Source organism: Rhizobium freirei PRF 81 (genome assembly GCF_000359745.1).
Taxonomy (GTDB): domain Bacteria; phylum Pseudomonadota; class Alphaproteobacteria; order Rhizobiales; family Rhizobiaceae; genus Rhizobium; species Rhizobium freirei.
In genome coordinates, this window is record NZ_AQHN01000054.1 from 141,741 (window position 1) to 164,548 (window position 22,808).

A 22,808-nucleotide genomic window follows, 5' to 3' on the forward strand; every position below is an offset into this window, starting at 1 on the left:
ATACAGCCTTGACGAAACCACCTGCCGCCCCGGAAAGCCGACTCGCTTCGACAGAGGTCGAGACGCATGTCGAGGCGTTTCAGAAAAGCCGCGATGACCGACGTACGGAACTCATGGAGGATTACGTCGAGCTTATAGCGGATCTGATAGAACACGCCGGCGAGGCGCGTCAGACCGATATTGCGCAGCGGCTGGGGGTAACCCAACCGACCGTCGCCAAAATGCTCAAGCGGCTGGCTGAGGAAAATCTGATCACCCAGCGCCCTTATCGCGGAGTCTTCCTGACGGACGAAGGACACCGCCTGGCCATGGCCACGCGGCGGCGCCACCAGGTCGTGGAAGCCGTCCTCTGCCGTCTCGGGGTAGACCCCGACACGGCGAGAAACGACGCTGAGGGCATCGAACATCATGTCAGCGAGAAAACGCTGGAAGCCTTCGAGCGCTTTCTGAAGGCCTAAAGCGCCATTTTTGGCACATTCTCAACAAGAGTGAACTGAAAATAGCGCGCCGGCAACGGTCTGGCTTGACCGACCAGCCAGTATCAACGCAAGCTTTACAAATCTTCGCTAAGCAGACTTTAGCGAACCGCCGGTGTTGTGTTTGGCATACTGATTTTATTACCGGCGCAGGGAATCATGATGAACGCCCAGGAATTTAGTTCCACCGTATTCGACCTCGCCCCGGTTGCCATGTGGCTGGAAGACTTCAGCGGCGTCAAAGCGCAGTTCGAACTCTGGAAGAGCGAAGGGGTAACGGATTTACGTTGTTTCCTGGCCGCGGATTTGCAGCGCGTCGCAGCCTGCTCGCAGAAGATCCGGGTTCTCGCCGTCAATGCGAAGACGCTGGAACTTTTCGAGGCGCAATCCTTCGACACGCTGGTCGGCGGACTTTGCAACATTTTCCGTGGCGAGATGCTCCAAAGCCATGTGAATGAACTGGCCGCCCTTTGGGACGGACAGACGGAATTTTCCGGCACGGCAATCAATTATACGCTGGGCGGCCGCAGATTGGATATCCAGCTTCGTGGCGTCATCCTGCCGGGGCACGAAGCCTCCTGGGACCGATTGCTGCTGACCACGGAAGACGTGACGGCGCGCGAGGAAGCGCGGCGACAGGAGGAGCGCCAGCGCCGCTATGCGGAGGGAATGTTCGAACATTCGCCGGTGTCGCTGTGGGTCGAGGATTTCAGCCGCATCAAGATCTTGCTCGACGGAATACGGCAGCGAGGCATCGTCGATTTCCAGGTCTTCCTCGACGTACACCCGGAATTCGTCCAGCAATGCATGAGCGAGATCAGCGTGCTCGATGTCAACCAGGCGACACTTGATCTGTTCTGCGCACCGGATCGGCAAACTCTGCATCAACGCATCGGCGAAGTGTTTCGCGACGATATGGAGAAGCATTTTCGCGGGCAGCTGCTGGAACTGTGGAACGAGCGGCTGTTCCATCAGCGCGAAGTGCTGAACTATGCTCTCGATGGGTCCGAACGTCACGTTCTCCTGCAATTCTCGGTCTTCCCCGGCTACGAACATGACTGGTCGCTGGTGCAGGTGGCGCTGACCGATATTACCGCCCGAAAGAAGGCCGAAGCCTATCTCGAATATCTCGGCAAGCACGATGTCCTGACTAGGCTCTATAATCGCGCCTTCTACATGGATGAGATCAACAGGCTGGAACGCAAATCCCTGCGGCCGGTTTCGGCCATCATCATCGATCTCAACGGCCTGAAGGAGGCCAACGACGAGAGCGGGCACGATGCCGGCGACTCCCTGCTGCGACGCATGGGAGAGGTGCTGAACAGCGTCGTGTCCCAGCCAAATCATGCCGCCCGGATCGGTGGCGACGAGTTTGCCGTCCTCATGCCCCGGGCGGATGAAATCGCCGCCGCCGCCATGGTCGACACCATCAACGAACTGCTGAAGATCAACAATCAGTTCTATTCCAGCTCCCCGCTGAGCGTTGCGATCGGCGTTGCGACAAGTCAGCAGGGAGAAACCATCGAAGCCATGGTCAAGCGGGCGGATCTTGGAATGTATGAGCACAAGAAAGCGCATTATGCCGCCAGCGTCGGCGCGCTTCACGCAAGGCATCGTGTCTGACGGCAGAGCCCTATATTTCTGTCGCTACGGCTGACTGAACAACCCATCCCGGAGCGTATGCCAAGCGGGAACAAAAGCTGCGGCTTCTCATTTGGCCTCCCGGAAAAGATGGAGTTTTGAAATGGAAGATCAAGCGACCAACGTCGTCGTCGCCACTCGAACCGCACTGGATCAGGCCTCCACACTTGCGGTTCACTATGGCTTTACTATCCTCGGCGCGATCATTCTCTTGATCGGCGGCTGGATCCTCGCCAGCATCGTCAGCCGCTCGGCCTATCGCGTCATCTCGCGCATCCGTGGCATCGACGAAACACTGGCAAGTTTCTTTCAGAATGTCTTGCATTACAGCTTGCTTATCCTGGTATTCATTACCGTGCTTGGGCAGTTCGGCGTCCAGACAGCCTCCATCATCGCTGCTTTCGGCGCTGCCGGCCTCGCAATCGGCCTGGCGCTCCAGAAAACGCTTCAGAATATTGCCGCCGGTATCATGCTGTTGATATTGCGGCCGTTTCAGGTCGGCGAATATATCGAAACGACCAATGCTGAAGGCTTCATCAAGGAGATTGGGCTCTTTGCAACGGAGATGAGGACGGCGGACGGCCTCTATCTCATGGCGCCGAACTCCACGCTTTGGAACACGCCTATCCTCAATCACAGTCGCGAGCCCGATCGACGGCAGGAACTTTCGATTACCATCGGCAGCAGTGCCGACCTGGAGCTTGCACGCAAGACCATTTTCGACGTGATCAAAGCCGATCAGCGCGTCAAAAGTGACCCGGCGCCCGTCGTCTATCCGGACGATCTCTCAGCCGACCAGGCCGTGCTGAAGATCGAATATTGGACGGCAACTTCGTCGTGGACGGCAACCCGTCGTGACGTCATCTCAAAGCTGTTGACCCAGCTTGCCGAGGCCAATATCCCGATGAAGTAACGGCCGCACCGACGGGTTCATGCTGACAGTCGTTTGAACCTCAATGAGGCGCACGTCCCACTCTACCATCCGACACGCAGATTGCCGCTGGCAGATACGGATGTCCCGTTCCAGGGAACGGCAACCGTCACGATCTGCGTTGCCGTGATTAGGGTCGGTTCGTTACTTGCGCCCTATCGTCCTGTCACTCCACTCGAAGCCCGGCCTTTTTCAGTAGCGGGAGCACCCGATCGCAGAAATAGGGGAGCTCCTGCGTGTAGTTGACGAACGACAAGGCGATGCCGGCATAGCCTTGTTCGGCGATCGCGATCATCTCGTCCGCGATCCGCCGAGGCGTACCGATCAATGGGTAGCTTCCCGCCCCGCCCGCAAAGCGCTGCCGATAGCGGTCATAGGCGTCGCGATCATGGGACTGCGAAAATTCCTTCTTGCCGGCCATGTGCTGGTCGACGGCAGCGTGATCGGCCATGGTGACGGCATAGCGGGTGTAGTAATCCTCCGCCTCCGCCTGCGTTTCACGGCAGACGACGTGGCATACGGTATAGGCTCCCACCTGCCTTCCGTTCCGTTCCGCCCGCTCGCCGATATCGGCGACGTGCTTTCCGGCCTCGGCGATCTCGGTAAAGGTCGTGAAGAGGTAGTCGCAATGGCCGGCGGCAAAATCGCGGCCGGGACCGCCGAATGCCGCATTCATGGTCACAGGGCGCGGCGCCTGCAGGCTGGCCGGCCGGCTGACGGCTTCCTTCAAATTGTAGTAGGTTCCGGCATAATCGAGCGGCTCATCGGAAGCATAGAGCCTTTCGACGATCTCGAGCCATTCCGCCGCCTGGTCATAGCCCTTCTCGACCAGCGGCACGCCGAACATGCCGAATTCCTTGGGGTTCCAGCCGCAAACGATATTGAGCCCTGCCCGTCCCTGGCTGATGTGATCGACCGTGGCGAGCGACTTGGCCGCATAAAGCGGATGGACGAGCGGCACATGCACCGTCATGAACAGACCGATGCGGTCGGTCGCCGCCGAAAGAGCTGCGGCCCAGGTGAAGGTCTCGAACGACCATTCGCGCACCCGGTTCTTGCCGCCGAAGCCGCGCCAGCGGGCGATCGGCAGGAAGAATTCGAGACCCGCACGGTCGGCGATCTGTGCCGCCGTCAGATTGTCCTGCCAGCCGGCCGTCCAGCGCTCCGGCACGTCGGTAATCGCCAACCCACCATCCGCATTGGCGGAGAAAACGCCGAGCTTCAGCCGGTTCGGTCCCTTCAGCGGATGCGTCTTCATGATGGCTTGCTCCTCCCCGAGTTCACCTTGCACCTGTCCCGCACCGGAGATGCAGCAACGCGATAGAGCAATGTGTGACGCTCGCGAGAAAGAATTTCAAGCTTAAAATTTATCAATCGACATCGGTCGCTGCATGCGATTGAGGCGTAACCTCTTTCAGAAGCCAGTTTTGGAACAATGTCGCTGTCTCGTTCGTCTGCTTCTTTTCCGGCATGACGACGTAATAGCTGTTCTCGGTCGGCATCGGCAGATCGAATAGCGGCAGAAGAGTGCCCGATCTCAGCTCATCTTCGATCAGATAGGTCGGCAGAAGCGCGACGCCGAGCCCGGCAATGGCTGCAGCGATGATCATGGAGAACTGGTCGAAGCGCGCGCCAGGGTAAGCATTCTCGCTTGGCAGGTCCTGCAAATCGAACCACTGCGCCCAGAGCTTCGGACGGGTCGTCAGATGAAGCAGCGGCGCATCGGCCAGCTCTTCCGGCAAGCGTAGATCCAGCCGCGCGGCAAGCGCCCGGCTGGCAACAGGCAGGACTGTCTCGCTGCAGAGAAAGGTCGCGACAGCACCGGCCCAGGCCGGCAGGCCGTAGTGAATGGCCAGATCGAAATTATCCTCGTCGAAATTGAAAGGCTTGGAGCGGGATTCGACGGTAACGGCGACGTCGCAGTGTTCTTCGAGAAACCTGCCGAGGCGTGGCACCAGCCAGCGCGTACCGAAGGTCGGCAGGGTCGCCACTTTCAGCGACAGCTTCATCTGGCCCGCCGCTACGGCGCCGATCATCAGCCGCTCCGAACGCAGCAGCAGATCCTTGACCTCCGGCAGCAGGCGAAGGCCGGCTTCGGAAAGCACGACGCGCTGCCTCACGCGTTCGAAAAGCTTCAGTCCGGTCTGCTGCTCCAGATCGCTGATCTGACGGCTGACGGCACTTTGCGTCAGGTTGAGTTCCTCGGCGGCGCGCGAGAAATTCTGATGGCGCGCGGCGCATTCGAACGCCTGCAGATTGACAATGTCGGGGATGAGGCGTCGACGCATAGTCATTCCATTTCAGCATCAAGTTAGGATTTTCTCTCACAAGACCTGCGCGTCAGCAAGATATATTCTGCATTATAGGAATGATGTAACCTTTCAGGAAGAGATTACCATGAAGTCCGATCACATCTCGACCAGCGATATACGCAGCGCCTTTTCGGCCGCTATGTCCGCCATGTACCGCGAAGAAGTACCCGCCTATGGCACGCTCATGGAGCTGGTCGGCCGCGTTAACGACGAGACGCTGGCCGCGCAGCCCACCTTGAAAGAGCGCCTGCAGGCGATCGACTATCTCGATCGCATCTCCGAGGAACGGCATGGCGCAATCCGGCTCGGGACGGCAGCCGAACTTGCCATGATGGCGCGCGTCTTCGCCGTCATGGGCATGTATCCTGTCGGCTACTACGATCTCTCGACGGCAGGCGTGCCGGTGCACTCCACGGCGTTCCGCCCGATCGGCGATGCCGAGTTGAAGCGCAATCCCTTCCGCGTCTTCACCTCGCTGCTGCGCCTTGACCTGATCGCTGACGAGGAGCTGGGCGAGGCATCTGCGCAGATTCTCTCGAAGCGTCAGATTTTCACCACGGGCGCTATTGAGCTCACCGAGAAGGCCGAGCGCGATGGCGGCCTCGGCAAGGAGGATGCCCAGCGTTTCGTGAACGAAGTGCTCGAGACCTTCCGCTGGCACGATGAAGCCAATGTCGACGCCGCCATGTATCACCGTCTGCATGATGCGCATCGCCTGATCGCCGATGTCGTGTCGTTCAAGGGGCCGCACATCAACCATCTGACGCCGCGCACGCTCGATATCGACCAAGTGCAGTCGCTGATGCCCGAATACGGCATTGCACCCAAGGCCGTCGTCGAGGGCCCGCCGACGCGCGCCTGCCCAATCCTGCTGCGCCAAACCTCCTTCAAGGCGCTGGAAGAGCCTGTCTCCTTCTGCAATGCCGACGGCGCCTGGGAAACCGGGTCGCACACCGCACGCTTCGGCGAAATCGAACAGCGCGGCGTCGCTCTCACGCCCAAGGGTCGTGCGCTCTATGACACGCTGCTCGATAACTCGCGCAAGATCGTGCGTCCCGCGGCCGATGGGTCGAACGCCCGTGATTATGAAGCCGCGCTCGCCCAGAGCTTCGCAGAATTCCCCGATGACTGGTCGACCATCCGCGCCGAGGGCCTGGGTTACTTCACCTATTCGCTGACGGCCAAAGGTAAGGCTGCCGCAACCATCCGCGGCAATATCGAAACACTGATCGATCAGGGTCTCGTTCAGTTCGATCCGATCGTGTACGAAGACTTCCTTCCCGTCAGCGCCGCCGGCATATTCCAATCCAACCTTGGCGACGGCGCCCAGCAGGAGTTTGTCGCAAGCCCGAACCAGAAGCGCTTCGAAACCGACCTTGGAATGAAGGTCCTGAACGAATTCGACCATTATGCCGGCATAGAGCAGGCATCGATCGACGCCTGCCTGCAGGCGCTGTCCAAACAAGACGCAGCCGAGTGATGCGACGCGGCCAGGCGCGCCGCTCGCAGCTTCGACCAAAGACAAGTGGAGTTTGATAAGATGAACATCGCAGCAAAGAATATCTCCGTCGCGGCCGAAGCGGCCGCCATCCTCGAAAAGCTCGGCGTCGACAAGGCGCTCTACACGCAGGGCGACATGCCTTCCTATTCTCCGGTCACCGGCGAGAAGATCGGCAGCCTCAAGACGGTTTCGGCGGCAGAAGCGGCTGAGCGGATCGAGAAGGCCCATGCGGCATACCGCGCCTGGCGTCTGGTGCCCGCTCCCAAGCGCGGCGAACTGGTTCGCCTGCTCGGCGAAGAGCTTCGCACTGCCAAGGACGACCTCGGCCGCCTCGTCTCGATCGAAGCCGGCAAGATCCGTTCCGAAGGCCTCGGCGAAGTCCAGGAAATGATCGACATCTGCGATTTCGCCGTCGGTCTCTCCCGCCAGCTCTACGGCCTGACGATCGCCACCGAACGTCCGGGCCATCGCATGATGGAAACCTGGCATCCGCTCGGCGTCGTCGGCATCATCTCCGCCTTCAACTTCCCGGTCGCCGTCTGGTCCTGGAATGCGGCACTGGCCCTGATCTGCGGCGATTCCATCGTCTGGAAGCCTTCTGAAAAGACGCCGCTGACGGCGCTTGCCTCGCAGGCAATTCTCGACCGTGCCCTTGCCCGCTTCGGCGATGCGCCGGAGGGTCTGTCGCAGCTGCTGATCGGCGACCGCGCTATCGGCGAAGTCCTGGTCGATCATCCGAAGGTGCCGCTCGTTTCGGCAACCGGCTCGACCCGCATGGGCCGCGATGTCGGACCGCGGCTTGCCAAGCGCTTCGCACGCGCCATCCTCGAACTCGGCGGCAACAATGCCGGCATCGTCTGCCCGTCGGCCGATCTGGACATGGCACTGCGCGCCATCGCTTTCGGCGCCATGGGCACAGCCGGCCAGCGCTGCACGACGCTGCGTCGCCTCTTCGTCCACAGAAACGTCTACGATCAGCTCGTGCCGCGCCTGAAGAAGGCCTACCAGAGCGTCTCTGTCGGCGATCCCCTGCAGTCTTCCGCGCTCGTCGGCCCGCTGATCGACAAGGCGGCATTCGACGGCATGCAGAAGGCGATTGCGGAAGCAAAGTCGCATGGCGGTACGGTAACCGGCGGCGAGCGCGTCGATGTCGGCCATGCCGATGGCTTCTACGTCAAGCCGGCGCTTGTAGAAATGTCGAAGCAGGCAGGCCCGGTCTTCGAAGAGACCTTCGCGCCCATACTCTACGTCATGCCCTATGACGATTTCGATGCTGTCCTTGAAGACCACAATGCGGTAGCCGCTGGCCTGTCCTCGTCGATCTTCACCCGCGACATGCAGGAATCCGAACGTTTCCTCGCGGCTGATGGTTCCGATTGCGGCATCGCCAACGTCAATATCGGCACCTCAGGCGCTGAAATCGGCGGTGCATTCGGCGGCGAGAAGGAAACCGGCGGCGGCCGTGAATCCGGTTCGGACGCCTGGAGAGCCTACATGCGCCGGGCGACCAACACCGTCAACTACTCCAAGGCCCTGCCGCTGGCACAGGGCGTTTCCTTCGACATCGAGTAATCTCCATGACGATCGCTACCACCATCGAGGAAGCGGGCTTTCAGCCCGCTTCGCGCATCGCCTCCATCGGCGTGTCGACAATCCTGCAGATCGGCGCGCGCGCCAATGCGATGAAGCGCGAGGGCCTTCCCGTCATCATCCTGGGCGCCGGCGAACCGGATTTCGATACGCCTGATAACGTCAAGGAGGCAGCAAAGGCCGCCATCGACCGCGGAGAGACGAAGTACACGGCTCTTGACGGCTCGCCCGAACTCAAGAAGGCGATTGCCGGCAAATTCCTGCGCGAGAACGGCATCGACTACGCCGTCGACGAGATTACGGTCGCAGCCGGTGCAAAGCAGATCCTGTTCAATGCCTTCATGGCATCGCTCAACCCGGGCGACGAGGTCATCATCCCGACGCCCTACTGGACGTCCTATTCCGACATCGTCGAGATCTGCGGCGGCGTACCCGTGCTGATCCCATGCGATGCTGCGGCCGGCTTCCGCCTCAAGGCGGATCAGCTCGAAAAGGCCATTACCCCGAAGACGCGCTGGCTATTGCTCAACTCGCCGTCGAACCCATCGGGTGCTGCCTATTCGCAGGCCGACTACCTGCCGCTGATCGAAGTCATGCTGCGGCATCCGCATGTCTGGCTGATGGTCGACGACATGTACGAGCACATTGTCTATGACGGCTTCCGTTTCACGACACCTGTCGCGATCGAGCCGCGCCTCAAGAGCCGGGCGCTGACCGTCAACGGCGTCTCCAAGGCCTATGCGATGACCGGCTGGCGCATCGGCTATGCAGGTGGTCCCAAGGCGCTGATCAAGGCCATGGCCGTCATTCAGAGCCAGGCGACATCCTGCCCATGCTCGGTTAGCCAGGCGGCCGCCATCGCAGCGTTGAATGGCCCGCAGGATTTCCTTCGGGAACGCACGGCAAGCTTCCAGAAGCGTCGTGACCTTGTCGTTGGCCGCTTGAATGCCATCGAAGGCCTGGATTGCCTCGTGCCGGAAGGTGCCTTCTATACGTTCTCGGGCTGTGCAGGCGTTCTCGGCACGACGACACCATCGGGCAAGACCATCGCAACGGATGCGGACTTCTGCGCCTATCTGCTTGACGAAGCCCATGTCGCCGTCGTGCCAGGCTCGGCCTTCGGCTTGTCGCCGTACTTCCGCATTTCCTATGCGACATCGGAAACGGATCTCGTCGAAGCCCTTGATCGGATCGAAAGGGCCTGCGCGGCTCTCCGGCGCTAGAGCCGGATGATTTCAGGTCGAAACGACCTAAAATCTGAATCCGCTCTAGAATCAAAGAAGTAGAGCATGATGTCGTCCGGAAACCGCCTGCACTTTTCGGCATCATGCTCTATGGCAACTCCAGCAGGAGCGCAAATCCGCCATACGCCCGGAATTGCGTGAAAACAAAGAGATAGAGCATTTCCGTAATTCTGTTTAAAAGCGGAAATGCTCTACTCATCGAATAAAAAGCCGGAAGCCTTCACATCATGATACCACGCCTTGTTTCGGCGAAAGACAGTTTGCAACAGCAGATCGGTGCCTTCGCGCGCCGGCTGGCGGCACTCGGCTTTCGCGGCGATGTGGAGACGGATGAAGGCGCGAGGACGGTCGCTTCGACCGACAACTCCATCTATCAGCTCAAACCGGCGGCCATTCTCTATCCGAGCGGCGCCGATGATCTGAAGGTCATCGCGACGGCCATGTCGGAACCAGCCTTTTCCGATATCACGATTGCGCCTCGCGGCGGCGGCACCGGAACGAACGGACAATCGCTGACCTCGGGCGTCGTCGTCGATTGCTCCAGACATATGAACCGCATTCTGGAGATCGATCCAGTTCGGCGGATCGCCCGCGTCGAAGCAGGCGTCGTCAAGGACCAGCTGAACAAGGCGCTCAAGCCCTACGGCCTGTTCTTTGCGCCGGAGCTTTCCACCTCCAACCGCGCCACCATTGGCGGGATGATCTCGACGGACGCCTGCGGCCAGGGTTCCTGCCTTTACGGCAAGACGAGCAACCACGTTCTCGGCCTTCGCGTCGTGCTCTCGGATGCCAGCGACTGGTGGTCGCGTCCGCTCGATAGCGCCGCTCTCGAAGAGGTCAAGGCACGACCGGATCGTGTTGGAGAGGTGCACAGAGCCGTAGACCGGATCGCAAACGAGAAGCGCGACCTCATCGAGGCGACCTTCCCGAAGCTCAACCGCTACATGACCGGCTACGATCTCGCCCATATCAGGCGGGAGGACGGCCGCTTCGATCTCAATGCGGTGCTCTGCGGCTCTGAAGGCACGCTCGCCATGATCGCCGAGGCCGAGCTCAATGTCCTGCCACTGCCGGCGCAAGCCGCGCTCATCAATATCCGCTATGACGATTTCAACACGGCGCTCGAAGATGCGCGGCTGCTGGTGGCGATGAAGGTCGCCTCGGTCGAGACGATCGACGAGAAAGTGCTTGGTCTTGCCAAGGGCGACATCGTCTGGACCGGCATCGCCCGCTTCTTTCCGGAGGATACAGCAGGCTCGGCCAATGGCATCAACATCGTCGAGGTTCTGGCCGACGATCGCGAAGAACTGGAGCGCAAGCTCGCAGAGGTGACGACGATTCTCGATGCCGGTCCGCCTGCGCGCCACAAGGGCTACACCATCGCCCGGGAGCGGTCCGAGATCGAGGCGATCTGGTCGATGCGCAAGCGCGCCGTCGGCCTGCTCGGCAATGTCGAAGGCCCGGTCAGGCCGGTGCCGTTCGTTGAGGACACGGCCGTCCCGCCCGAGCATCTTGCAACCTATATCCGGGAATTTCGCGCCCTACTCGATGCAGAAGGCCTGGACTACGGCATGTTCGGCCATGTCGATGCCGGTGTGCTGCATGTGCGTCCGGCCCTCGACCTCACGCGTGACGATCATCAGCCGCTCGTTCGCAAGATCAGCGACGGCGTCGTTGCTCTCACCCGCAAATATGGCGGCGTGCTCTGGGGAGAGCATGGCAAGGGCGTGCGCTCGGAATATGTGCCCGATTACTTCGGCGATCTCTATCCAAGCCTGCAGGAGATCAAACGCGCCTTCGATCCCGGCGACCGGCTCAACCCGGGCAAAATCGCCTCGGGCTCATCGCGGCCGCTCCTCAAAATCGACGAGGTGCCGCTGCGCGGCGATCTCGACCGCATCATCGGCAACGATATCCGCGGCGCCTTCGACAATGCCGCCTACTGCAATGGCAACGGCGCCTGCTTCGATTTCGATGCCGCAAGCCCTATGTGCCCATCCTTTAAGGCGACAGGCGACAAGCGCTACTCGCCGAAGGGGCGCGCGGCGCTGATGCGCGAATGGCTGCGCCTGCTTGCGGAGCGACATGTCGATCCCCGGCGCGAAGCCGAGGCCCAGCGTCGCTCCAACGGCCTTGCCAGTCTCTTCCGGCGGATGGTCAACTCGCTCAATCCGGCGAATCGAGACGACTTCTCGCATGAGGTGCGGGTGGCGATGGATACCTGCCTCGCCTGCAAGGCTTGCGCGGGGCAATGTCCAGTCAAGGTCAGTGTTCCCGCCTTCCGGTCTAAGTTTCTGGAGCTCTATTACGGCCGCTATCTTAGGCCGTTGAAGGATCCGATCGTCGCCGCGATCGAAACGACCCTCCCGCTGATGGCGCGCGTCAAACCCGCCTACAATCTGTTGACCGGTTCCGGTGCCGGCCAGGCCCTGATGCGACTTGCCGGTCTCACCGCGCTTCCGGCCATGCCCGCGATTTCGCTCGAACGGGAAGCGGCCCGTCTTGGCGTGAAGATCGCCACTCCAACCCTATTGGAGAAGCTCTCGCCGGAGGAGCGCGCCCACGCAGTCGTTGTCGTCGCCGATATCTTCTCCACTCATTTCGACCCGGCCGTCGTCATCGCGGCTCTCAAGCTCGTCCTGAAGATGGGCTTCAAACCTTGGCTTGCAGCCTCCCAGCCAAACGGCAAGGCCCTGCATGTGCATGGCTATCTCGGCCGTTTCGAAAAAGAGGCGGCGAAATCGCTCGACTATCTCGACCGCATCTCGCAAATGGGCATTCCGCTCGTCGGCATAGACCCGTCGATGACGCTGACCTATCGCAGCGAATATGCCGCCCTGCCCTCTGCGCGGCTGCAGCGGCCGGTATTGCTGCTTCAGGAATGGCTCGCATCCAATCTGGAACGCCTGCCACAGCAGCGAAACGCGCCCCAGGAGCGCTTCACGCTGCTGCCTCATTGCACTGAGCGGACGAATGCGCCGGCAGGTCTCAAGCAATGGTCCTTGCTGTTCGAGAAGTTGGGCATCAAGCTCGATATTGCCGACGTCGGCTGCTGCGGCATGGCCGGCACCTTCGGCCACGAGGTGCGCAATCGGGCCATATCGGAAAAGCTCTACGCCATGAGCTGGCAAGGCAAGATTGCCGAGAAGGGCGATCAAAACGTCGTCATGGCGACGGGCTTCTCCTGCCGTTCACAGATCGCCAAGATGGATCGCCAAACCACCCCGCATCCCGTCGAGGTCCTGAACGGCTTGATCGACTGAAACGCCGCGCAATCTCTAGGATTCGGCCTTCGCGCCTAATTCCTGGTTTTATCAACGTTTTTATCGCAAGCCGCTCGCTGTGCGCCATGCTCCGGCGGCCGCTGCAAACACCAGCCGCAAGACAAATGTGGCGCCCAAGGGCGCCACATCTCAAAAGCTGTAAGTTGTAAGTATGCTCTTTACTTAGCCCGCTTCTCTCATGCGAATCTTCTCCAGGCTGTAAACTTGGCCGAAGCGATTGGCGAGGAAATCGCCGAGGTCAATTTCTTCCTGGCAGACGAAGCCCTTGGCGGGCAGCTTGCCATTCGAAAGCAGGTCGAGAACGGTCGTGATGCCGGCAGCCGTGGTGATCTGGATGGCGCTCATCTTCTTGCCGGCGACGATGCCTGCATAGACCTTGTTGGCATAGGTTTCCTGCATGTAGCGACCATCGCGCCAGCCGCAGACCGTCACGAAGATAACGACAACGTCCTGCATGGTGGCCGGCAGTGCGTTTTCGAACAGATCCTTCAGCACATCGCGGCGGTTCTTGAGGTTCAGGTCGTTGAGCAGCGCCTTGATGATCGCCTGATGGCCAGGATAGCGGATCGTGCGATAGTTCATCGTGCGCACGCGGCCGGAGAGCGTCTTGGCGAGCGTGCCGAGGCCGCCTGAGGTGTTGAAAGCTTCATAGGTGATGCCGTCGAGCGAGAACTCCTCGCGCTCTTCCATGGCCGGAACGGTAACGAGCTTGCCTTCGACGATGGCTTCACATGGCTCGATATATTCGTTGATCAGGCCGTCCGTACTCCAGGTCAAGTTGTAGTTCAGGGCATTCGACGGATACTGCGGCAGCGCGCCGACGCGCATTCGTACGCTGTCGAGGCTGTCGAAATGCTTGGTGAGATCGTTGGCAACGATGGAGATGAAGCCCGGTGCCAGGCCGCACTGCGGAATGAAGGCGGTGTTCGCCCCTTGGGCCAGTTCTTCGACCTTCTTCGTCGTGGCGACGTCCTCGGTGAGGTCAAGGTAGTGAACGCCGGCTTCGAGCGCAGCTTCGGCGACAAAGCCGGTAAGATGGAAGGGGGCGGCCGACAAAACGGCGAACTTTCCGGTCAGAACGCCCACGAGCGCAGCGCGGTCGGTAATATCGACGGCCGCAGTGGAAATGGCGGCGTGGCGGTCGATCTTGGCAAGCTGCTCCGGGCTGCGGTCGGTGACGACAACCTTGTAATCGCCGGTTTCGGCGAGCATCAAAGCGATCGCTCCACCGATTTTGCCCGCTCCGATGACCACTATGTCTTTCATATTATTCCCCTGCGTTTCATTGATAAGATTTTTATAAGTGTAGACAGGGACTGGACGATTCATAGCGACAAAAAACGCGTTTCGCTGTATAAATCTGTGCAATATGACGACTGATTTTTACAAAACGCAGGACAAGCCATGCAGGTAACGGGGAAGGATCGAGAGTTGTTGGCGCTGTTGGGCGAAAATGCCCGCATGCCGGTGGCGACGCTGGCCAAGAAGCTCTCGCTGTCACGAACGACGGTCCAGGCCCGGCTTGAGCGGCTGGAAAGGGAAAGTGTGATCGCCGGCTATGGCGTGCGGCTCTCGGAGGCCTATCTTTCCGGCCTCATCCGAGCACATGTTCTGATCACCATTGCGCCGAAGGCGCTGTCCGCCGTGACGGCTTCGCTGGATGCGATCCATGCCGTGACGACGCTTCACTCCGTCAGCGGCTCCTTCGACCTCATCGCCATCGTCGCAGCACCCTCGATTTCCGAACTGGATCAGTTGATCGATGAAATCGGCAAGATCGGCGGCGTCGAGAGAACGTTGTCTTCCATCATCCTCTCGACGCGAATCGCGCGCTGAACAGCCATTCCGTTCTGGGCCGGATGTGCTCTCTTTCGATGCCGAAATCGGGCAAGTTCGCTGCCCGCGGACGTTCGCAATTGCGCGCCGCCGGCGCTTCATTCATCGCCGACGCAGTTCCTCATCCTCGAGCAGAAGTTTCGACCCAAAAATGGGCCTAGCGCGGCGCGCAATATTTATGGCTCTCGCCCATCGAAAGACTTAGAAGAACTACGTCATATCTTTTTCGTAAGGGCCTAATTCCAATGCCGAAATTTCGCTTCGCCCTGGCGACGCCGGCAGGCGGGTGGGGAGACGTAGATACAACGACCTACGACGTCGTGGTGTCTCCTCTCCCATCCGGCATCTCCTTCATCAACGACATGCTAAATGGATCGAAGAACGCCATGCGACGAGCTCTTGGACTGATACTCGCAGCATCCCTTGCAACCGCAGCACATGCCGATCCGCTGGCAGATCTTGCGGCAGCACAAAAAGCCACAGTCGAAGCCTGGAGCAAGGTTGCCTTTTCGCAGCAGAATGTGACCTTCGTCACCGAGCCTTCGGAGGGCTACGGCGTCTACAAGCCGCGCGGCTCGAATGTTTTCAAGCCCGGCGAGCCGATCATCACCTATGGCGAGCCGATCGGCTATGGCTGGAAACAACTTCCCGACGGCCTTTATGAAATGCACCTGATGGCCGATCTCGACATCGTCGATACGAGCGGCGAGGTTCTATGGGGCAAGCAGGGCTACATGGATACACACCTTCGCAGCCACAAGCAGAACATGGAGTTCAAGTTCGACATGACCTTGACCCTGGATGGTTTATCCGCCGGAAAATACAAGCTTCATTACACGCTGCACGACATGACCTCGGGCAAGACCTCGTCCTTCGACGAGGATTTCGAGCTCGCCTCGGGCAGCTGAAATCGGCGACCATCCTTTCCGCCGCCATGATGGCGGCCGGCAACGACATCATGCCCGTGCACCCAACGAAAACAATCCAACGCCACAACTAGTCGACGAATTGGAGCCCCCATGAAAAAGATTATACTCCTCGCCGCTGCACTCGCTGCGTTCCCGATGCTTGCAAATGCCAAGACACTCGCCTTCCCGAGCGACGAGCCGGTTGCCAGCGTGAGCATCCCCGATAACTGGAAGCCGCAGGAAACCGAAACCGGTATCGATTCGACCTCGCCGGACTCCGCCATCTACTTTTCCCTCGATGTCGCCACCGGCGATAACATCGACAAGATTATTGACGACGCGGTCAATTTCCTCGCCAAGAACGGCGTCAAGGTCGATGCCAGCACCCGCAAGGACGATGACAGCAACGAAGTCAACGGCATGAAGCTCTCGCTTCTCAACTGGCAGGGCAACGACAACGACGGAGCCGTTAACATCACCCTCGGCGTCCTTTCTCCGGCGCCGAACAAGATTCTCGTCCTGACCTATTGGGGTTCCAAGGAAAACCAGGACAAGCATAAGGAAGAAGTGCTCGATATTATCGGCTCCATCAAGCCAGCGAAATAAGGATCTCTAGCCGGAGGCTGCGGCGCAGCAGCCTCCGAGGCTGAAGCCTTCCGGGCCCGCTCAGCTGCGGGCTCTTTTGTATGGAGCCGCGCAGGCGAGATACCTTCACTCCGCTTGTATCTTTCGCCGAAATCATGCCATGACATGGAAACGAGCGCAGCAGACCTTACGGAGCGAGCCCATGAAGAAGATCGGATTCCTTTCATTCGGCCACTGGACGCCCTCGCCCCAATCGCAAACGCGCTCGGCCTCCGACACGCTTCTGCAATCGATCGATCTTGCCGTCGCCGCCGAGGAGCTTGGCGCGGATGGCGCCTATTTTCGCGTCCATCACTTCGCGCGCCAGCTGGCCTCGCCATTTCCGCTGCTGGCGGCGGTCGGTGCCAAGACCAGCCGCATCGAAATCGGCACCGCCGTCATCGACATGCGCTACGAGAACCCGCTCTACATGGCGGAAGATGCCGGCTCGGCGGATCTCATCGCCAGGGGCCGTCTGCAGCTCGGCATCAGTCGCGGCTCTCCCGAGCAGGTGATCGACGGGTGGCGGCATTTCGGGTACGAGCCGACCGAGGGTGAAAGTGATGCCGATATGGGCCGGCGGCATGCGGAAGTCCTGCTCGACATCCTGCGTGGCGAAGGCTTTGCCCAGCCCAACCCTCGGCCGATGTTTCCCAACCCACCCGGCCTATTGCGCCTCGAACCGCATTCCGAGGGCTTGCGCGAGCGCATCTGGTGGGGCGCCGGCTCCAATGCGACGGCCGCCTGGGCCGCAAGGCTCGGCATGAACCTGCAGAGCTCTACCCTCAAGGACGACGAGAGCGGCCTGCCGTTCCATGTCCAGCAAGCCGATCAGATCAGAGTCTATCGCGAGGCATGGAAAGAGGCCGGCCACAAGCGTGAGCCGCGGGTTTCGGTCAGCCGCAGCATTTTCGCGCTGGTCGACGATCGCGACCGCGCCTATTTCGGCAGCAGCGGCAAGGATGCGGACAAGGTCGGCTTCATCGATGAGAAGACGCGCGCCATCTTCGGCCGCAGCTATGCCGCCGAGCCGGATATGCTGATCGAGGAACTGGCGAAAGACGAGGCCATTGCGGCAGCCGACACGCTGCTGTTGACAGTCCCCAATCAGCTCGGCGTCGAATACAATGCGCATGTGATCGAGGCGATCCTCAAGCACGTTGCACCTGCTCTGGGATGGCGTTGAGTTGCAGCCGCCCAAGCGCCGGTGGGTGCGCTGAAATGCGCAGGTCCGGGACCCCAAAATAACCGGCCAATCTAATGAATTCTTAACCATGACTGTGGCCTAACTGCTTGTAATTTCTTCATTGGAGCAGATCATGGTGCGTGCATCGAAAGTGAACGAGTTGGACGATCGTCTCGACTTCGTAGGACTGGGGCAGGATGCCCGACAGGCCCTTACGGAGTTGCAGCCGATTATCGAACTTGCCGTCAAAGGTTCCCTCGACGTCTTCTACGAGAAGATCGTCAAGCACCCGGCAATGTCGAAGTTCTTTTCGTCGCAGCAGCATGTGGCGCATGCGAAATCCAAGCAGCAAGACCATTGGAAGACGATCGCATCGGGCAAGTATGGTCCGGACTATGTCGAAGCGGTTTCGGCCGTCGGCCGCACCCATGCGCGCCTCGGGCTCGAGCCGCGTTGGTACATCGGCGGATATGCAGTCATCCTCGAAGGCATGGTGCGCGCAATCGTCGCACAGCAGCTCAAAGGCATGCTGCAGCGCAAGCACGAACAGGCCCTGTCGCGCCGCTTGTCGGCCATCATCAAGGCAGCCCTCGTCGACATGGACTACGGCATCTCCGTCTATCTTCAGGTCCTCTCCGACGAACGGGACCGCGCGGAGAGCGAACGGGCGGCAGCCCAGCAGGAACAGGAGCGTGCTCTCAACGCGCTTGGCATTGCTTTGAACGGCCTCGCCAATGGTGACTTGACGGCCGATATCAGCGAGTCTCTCTCGGCGGAGTTCGAAGCTCTGAAGAGCAACTATAATGCGTCGCTTAGCTCTCTCGGCACAGCAATGCAGCACATCGAGAATTCGGTGACCCGCGTCCGCGACGAGGCCGGATCGATCTCTTCGGCCGCCGACAACATGGTCCGGCGCACCGAGCAGCAGGCATCCGCGCTCGAGGAAAGTGCAGCCGCGATCGAGCAGATCACCACCATCTCCGAGCAGACGGCGGAGCGCACACGCGAAGTGCAGGCGATCGTCAAGGAATCAGCCTCCGAAGCCGAGCGGTCCCGGCAGGTCGTCCAGCAGGCCGTCTCGGCCATGGACGATATCGAGACCTCCTCACGCAAGATGACCGATATCATCTCCGTCATCGATGACATCGCCTTCCAGACCAATCTTCTGGCATTGAATGCTGGCGTCGAGGCTGCAAGAGCCGGCGAGCAGGGCAAGGGCTTTGCGGTCGTCGCCCAGGAAGTGCGCGAGCTGGCGCAGCGCTCGGCCAGCGCCGCAAAGCAGATCAAGGATCTGATCGATCGTTCGTCGAACGACGTGCGCCGCGGTGTCGAGCTGGTCAACCGCACCGGCGAGGCGTTGGAACTCATCGGCAATCAGGTCGCCTCCATCGACAGAAATGTCGGCGCCATCGCTCGCTCGGCGCAGGAACAGGCCGTCGGCATCAGCGAGATCAACTCCGCCGTCCGCAACATGGATCAGATGACGCAGCAGAACGTTGCGCTGATGGAAGAGACGAATGCCTCGACGCGGCACCTTGCCGATATCAGCAACGAGCTCGCCGGCCTTGTCGGCCGCTTCAAGACGGTACGCTCTGGCACGCGGACCGGCGCGGTGCGGCTCAAACTCGCCAGCTGAGGCGGCTACTACCCGCCATTTTCAGCCGCTTGAAGGCTCGCCACGCTTCAACGGCTTCGTGTTGAATGGCTCCAGATCCAGGTCTGGGGCCGTTTCCGGCTGCGCGTCCTATCCCGGCATTTCCTCGATTTCCGCAAGCAGCCACTGGCGAAACGCCTTCATCGATGCCGTCTCCGCCCGCGATTTCAATCGCGTCAGCCAATAGCTTCCTGTCATCGCGGTGATCCGGAACGGCTGCATGATTCTCCCTGCCTCGATGTCGTGCGTAAACATCGCAACGGGAACGAGGGCGACGCCGACGCCGCGAGCTGCGGCCTCCACCAGCGTCAGCGACGAATCGAACATCCAGCCTCGCAGATGAGGAGGCGGCAAGCCCGCGGCTCGGAACCACAGCGACCATTCATCGATCCGGTAGGATCGTAATAGCTCGACATCGGCAAGGTCGGCAGGAATGCGCAATCGCTCGCCAATGGCGGGCGTGCAAACAGGCGACAGCGGCGCATCCATCAAATGGATCGCTTCGGTTCCATGCCAGGCGCCGTCGCCGAAGCGCAGGAAGAAATCCAGCCCGTCGAGCACCATGTCGGCGCGGTTATTGTTGGTCTTCAGGCGCAGGTCGACATGCGGATGCCGCGCCTTGAAGATGCCGAGGCGCGGCAGGAGCCAGCCGATGGCAAAAGTGCCGACGACGCCGACCGTCAGTATTTCGGCAAAATTCCCCTCCTCCAGCTGACTAAGCGTGGCGCTCATGCGGCGAAAGGCGTCGGTCAGCACCGGCAGCAGCGCATGTCCTTCATCGGTCAGTGCCAGGCCGCGCGGCAGGCGCTTGAAGAGCGTCACCCCCAGCACATCCTCCAGCGCCTTGACTTGATGGCTGACGGCGGTCTGCGTCACCCGAAGCTCAAGACCCGCCCGCGTGAAGCTACAATGCCGCGCCGAGGCCTCGAAGACGCGCAGGGCGTTCAGCGGGAGCTGCGAGATATCCATTGTGTCCTAAGCCCAAGTTTTTCTCATGCCTAAGCCCAAAATTGATCGTTTGTCTAGGGCACGAAGCAGCGGCATAGTCCGCCTCGCAAGGTGATTTGCCGGGTCTCTATGGCGTCCACGGGGCCTGATATGCAAGCCCTCTGCTCAACAAAAATCGAATTGGAACCACGATGACGATCTTATTGTCACGCCGGCAGAGCCTTGCCGGCAGCTTGCTTGCGCTCCCCGTTTTGGCCGGGATAAGCGGGATTGGACGCGCTGCGGACAATGTTTCAGGGGAAGCGCAGCTTGCGGCGCTTGAAAGCAAGCACCCAGGACGCATCTGCGTCAGCATTCTCGACATGGCAGGCGGCAAGCGCATCGAACACCGCGCCGGCGAGCGCATCCTGATGTGCAGCACTTTCAAAGCGCTGGTAGCAGCCCTGGTGTTGGCGCGCGTCGACAAGGGCGAGGAAAAGCTCGATCGGCGCATTCGCTATACGAAAAGCGACCTCCTCGGGAACTCGCCGGCAACCGAAGCGAATGTTGGTAATACCGGCATGACCGTCGCGGAACTCTGCGCCGCTGCGGTGACGCTCAGCGACAATGCGGCAGCAAACCTGTTGCTTGCCAGCTTTGGCGGTCCGAAGGCATTGACCGCCTTCTGCCGCAGTCTCGGCGACGAGATCACGCATCTCGACCGCGTAGAACCTGAATTGAACTATCACGATACGCCGGACGATCAGCGCGATACGACGACGGCGGCGGCCATGCTGGAGAATCTGCGGCGCCTCTTGTTCACCGACGTGCTTTCGCTGGCATCGCGATCGCAGTTGGCCGCGTGGCTGATCATGACGAAGACGGGAGACGCCCGTCTGCGCGCCGGCCTTCCCAAGGATTGGCTGGTGGGCGACAAGACGGGAACGAGCGACGACAAGGTCGGCAATGCCAACGACATCGCAGTGCTATGGCCGTCGGACCGCGCCCCCATCATCGTAACGGCCTATTGCGAGATACCCGGAATTTCAGCGGCCGAACGCAATGCCGTCATCGCCGAGATCGGCCGCATTGCTGCGGCGATCTGAAACTGCAGCCATACGGGGACGGCAGACTTCCTCGCCATTCGTCTGAATTCCCTCCCAACCAGTCCAGTCCCACGACAGCCGCGCGACTGGCTTCTCCAGAAGGATATCACCTTGAACACGCATTTCATTCCGCTGCCGAAGCTCGGCATCGTCGCCGGCTGCCTTGCCTATGGCGTTGCGGCCCATGCTGCTGATGGCGGCGACCAGGGCCGCCTGGCGCGGGCGGTCGACGCAGCCATCCGCCCGCTCATGAAAGAAAACGACATCCCCGGCCTTGCGGTTGCGATTAGCATTAAGGGCAAGCGCTATGTCTTCAACTATGGTGTCGCCTCGAAAGAGGCCGGCCAGAAGATTACTGACGATACGATCTTCGAAGTGGGCTCCGTCAGCAAGACCTTTACGGCCGCGCTCGCCTCCTATGCTCAGGTCAGCGGAAAGCTGTCCTTCTCGGACAAGGCGACGAAGTATATGCCTGAACTCGCGGGGAGCAGCTTCGACAAGATCAGCCTCCTCGATCTCGGCACTTACACAGCCGGCGGCTTGCCCCTCCAATTCCCGAAAAACGTGACCGATCAGGACAAGATGGTCGCCTATTATCGCAGCTGGCATCCCTCCTATGCGCCCGGCACCTATCGGCTCTATTCCAACCCCAGCATCGGCCTGTTCGGCTATCTGGCGGTACGGGCCATGGGCGAGCCGTTCGATGCGCTGATGCAGGACAAGATCCTTGCCGGCCTCGGGCTCAGGCACACCTATATTCATGTCCCGGCCACAGAGATGCGCAATTATGCCTATGGCTATTCAAAGCAGGGCAAGCCGATGCGGGTAGGCCCCGGTGTTCTCGACACGCAGGCTTACGGCATCAAGACGACGGCCTCCGATATGCTCAGCGTCGTCGAAGCCAACATGGATAGCTCGGGGCTGAAAGGCGGCACCTTGCAGCGCGCGATCGCTGCAACCCATGTCGGCTACTATACTGTGGGGAATATGACCCAGGCCCTGGGCTGGGAGACTTACGCCTATCCGACGACGCTTGCCCGGCTGCTCGCCGGCAATTCATCCGATATGGCGCTCGACCCGCATAGGATCGAACCTCTGGATCCGCCACAGCAATCGAAAAAAGACGTCCTTCTCAACAAGACCGGCTCGACGAACGGCTTCGGCGCCTACGTGGTCTTCATTCCCGCGCGGCAGATCGGTATCGTACTGCTGGCAAACAGGAACTACCCGAACCCGGAACGCATCAAGGCCGCATACAAGATCCTGACGGCAATCGAGAGCCAGCCAAGCTCCGGCGCGCAATAGCAGACAGAACCTCCGGCTCACGCTTCATCTGTTAAACGGCCGGCCTTCGATGAAAACCTCGAGGGCCGGCCTGTCATTCTACCTGTTGATTGTTATCGGCTATTGGACGCCTGGCGCGGAGCAGCATCTGCCTGGGAGGCTTCCGGCCCGTTGAAGAATTCTTGCAGGAGCCGTGAAATCCGCTCTGGCGAAGTGCCTTTGGCATATTCTTCCTGCATCCGGCGTCTGACTAACATTTCCAAGACTGACATGTCTTTCACCTCATCATTCCGGCGCAAGGCAA

The 22,808-nt window shown here is 60.3% G+C and carries 18 protein-coding genes; 14 read left to right on the forward strand and 4 right to left on the reverse strand.

Annotation, left to right across the window (positions count from 1 at the left end; genetic code table 11):
- Positions 1–8: 8 nt before the first annotated feature.
- The 3 genes from mntR (at position 9) to RHSP_RS09365 (ending at position 3,030) form a co-directional block, all read left to right on the forward strand.
- A complete protein-coding gene (mntR, locus tag RHSP_RS09355) occupies positions 9–458 on the forward strand; it encodes a manganese-binding transcriptional regulator MntR (protein WP_004115351.1) in 450 nt (149 codons plus the stop codon).
- A gap of 180 nt (positions 459–638) precedes the next feature.
- Positions 639–2,099 carry a sensor domain-containing diguanylate cyclase gene (locus RHSP_RS09360; RefSeq protein WP_051074060.1) on the forward strand — a complete coding sequence of 487 codons (1,461 nt, stop codon included), beginning with the start codon at positions 639–641 and terminating at the stop codon, positions 2,097–2,099.
- Positions 2,100–2,220: 121 nt separating this feature from the next.
- On the forward strand, positions 2,221–3,030 hold the full coding sequence (locus tag RHSP_RS09365; protein ID WP_004115356.1) for a mechanosensitive ion channel family protein: 810 nt from the start codon (positions 2,221–2,223) through the stop codon (positions 3,028–3,030).
- 184 nt (positions 3,031–3,214) lie between these two features.
- Here the strand turns inward: RHSP_RS09365 and RHSP_RS09370 are convergent, their stop codons facing one another.
- Entirely contained in the window at positions 3,215–4,306 is a 1,092-nt protein-coding gene (locus RHSP_RS09370; RefSeq protein ID WP_240535400.1) for an LLM class flavin-dependent oxidoreductase, read from the reverse strand.
- Positions 4,307–4,418: 112 nt separating this feature from the next.
- Positions 4,419–5,342, reverse strand: coding sequence for a LysR family transcriptional regulator (locus RHSP_RS09375; protein WP_037150813.1), 924 nt, complete (start codon positions 5,340–5,342; stop codon positions 4,419–4,421).
- A gap of 103 nt (positions 5,343–5,445) precedes the next feature.
- Here RHSP_RS09375 and hglS point away from each other — a divergent pair, with 103 nt between their 5' ends.
- The 4 genes from hglS to ydiJ all read left to right on the forward strand — a co-directional run bounded on the left by hglS (position 5,446) and on the right by ydiJ (position 12,958).
- On the forward strand, positions 5,446–6,840 hold the full coding sequence (hglS, locus tag RHSP_RS09380) for a 2-oxoadipate dioxygenase/decarboxylase HglS (protein ID WP_004115372.1): 1,395 nt from the start codon (positions 5,446–5,448) through the stop codon (positions 6,838–6,840).
- A gap of 60 nt (positions 6,841–6,900) precedes the next feature.
- On the forward strand, positions 6,901–8,433 hold the full coding sequence (amaB, locus tag RHSP_RS09385) for an L-piperidine-6-carboxylate dehydrogenase (RefSeq protein ID WP_004115374.1): 1,533 nt from the start codon (positions 6,901–6,903) through the stop codon (positions 8,431–8,433).
- Positions 8,434–8,438: 5 nt separating this feature from the next.
- Positions 8,439–9,674 carry a pyridoxal phosphate-dependent aminotransferase gene (locus RHSP_RS09390; RefSeq protein ID WP_004115376.1) on the forward strand — a complete coding sequence of 412 codons (1,236 nt, stop codon included), beginning with the start codon at positions 8,439–8,441 and terminating at the stop codon, positions 9,672–9,674.
- A 248-nt stretch (positions 9,675–9,922) separates the two neighbouring features.
- A complete protein-coding gene (ydiJ, locus tag RHSP_RS09395) occupies positions 9,923–12,958 on the forward strand; it encodes a D-2-hydroxyglutarate dehydrogenase YdiJ (protein WP_037150814.1) in 3,036 nt (1,011 codons plus the stop codon).
- A 183-nt stretch (positions 12,959–13,141) separates the two neighbouring features.
- Here the strand turns inward: ydiJ and RHSP_RS09400 are convergent, their stop codons facing one another.
- Positions 13,142–14,245: a saccharopine dehydrogenase family protein gene (locus tag RHSP_RS09400; RefSeq protein WP_004115379.1), complete on the reverse strand. Its 1,104-nt coding sequence runs from the start codon at positions 14,243–14,245 to the stop codon at positions 13,142–13,144.
- 138 nt (positions 14,246–14,383) lie between these two features.
- Here RHSP_RS09400 and RHSP_RS09405 point away from each other — a divergent pair, with 138 nt between their 5' ends.
- The 5 genes from RHSP_RS09405 to RHSP_RS09425 all read left to right on the forward strand — a co-directional run bounded on the left by RHSP_RS09405 (position 14,384) and on the right by RHSP_RS09425 (position 19,169).
- Entirely contained in the window at positions 14,384–14,815 is a 432-nt protein-coding gene (locus RHSP_RS09405; RefSeq protein WP_004115381.1) for an Lrp/AsnC family transcriptional regulator, read from the forward strand.
- Between the two features lie 245 nt (positions 14,816–15,060).
- A complete protein-coding gene (locus tag RHSP_RS09410) occupies positions 15,061–15,723 on the forward strand; it encodes a hypothetical protein (RefSeq protein ID WP_004115382.1) in 663 nt (220 codons plus the stop codon).
- Positions 15,724–15,834: 111 nt separating this feature from the next.
- Positions 15,835–16,329: a hypothetical protein gene (locus tag RHSP_RS09415; protein ID WP_004115384.1), complete on the forward strand. Its 495-nt coding sequence runs from the start codon at positions 15,835–15,837 to the stop codon at positions 16,327–16,329.
- 181 nt (positions 16,330–16,510) lie between these two features.
- Entirely contained in the window at positions 16,511–17,533 is a 1,023-nt protein-coding gene (locus RHSP_RS09420) for an LLM class flavin-dependent oxidoreductase (RefSeq protein ID WP_004115387.1), read from the forward strand.
- Positions 17,534–17,666: 133 nt separating this feature from the next.
- Positions 17,667–19,169, forward strand: a complete 1,503-nt coding sequence (locus tag RHSP_RS09425; protein WP_004115389.1) for a globin-coupled sensor protein — start codon at positions 17,667–17,669, stop codon at positions 19,167–19,169.
- Between the two features lie 108 nt (positions 19,170–19,277).
- Here the strand turns inward: RHSP_RS09425 and RHSP_RS09430 are convergent, their stop codons facing one another.
- Entirely contained in the window at positions 19,278–20,156 is an 879-nt protein-coding gene (locus RHSP_RS09430) for a LysR family transcriptional regulator (protein ID WP_004115391.1), read from the reverse strand.
- A 170-nt stretch (positions 20,157–20,326) separates the two neighbouring features.
- Between RHSP_RS09430 and bla the strand changes: the two genes are divergently transcribed.
- On the forward strand, positions 20,327–21,220 hold the full coding sequence (gene bla, locus RHSP_RS09435; RefSeq protein ID WP_037150815.1) for a class A beta-lactamase: 894 nt from the start codon (positions 20,327–20,329) through the stop codon (positions 21,218–21,220).
- Between the two features lie 126 nt (positions 21,221–21,346).
- Positions 21,347–22,525: a class C beta-lactamase gene (gene ampC / locus RHSP_RS09440; protein ID WP_037150953.1), complete on the forward strand. Its 1,179-nt coding sequence runs from the start codon at positions 21,347–21,349 to the stop codon at positions 22,523–22,525.
- Positions 22,526–22,808 lie beyond the last annotated feature (283 nt).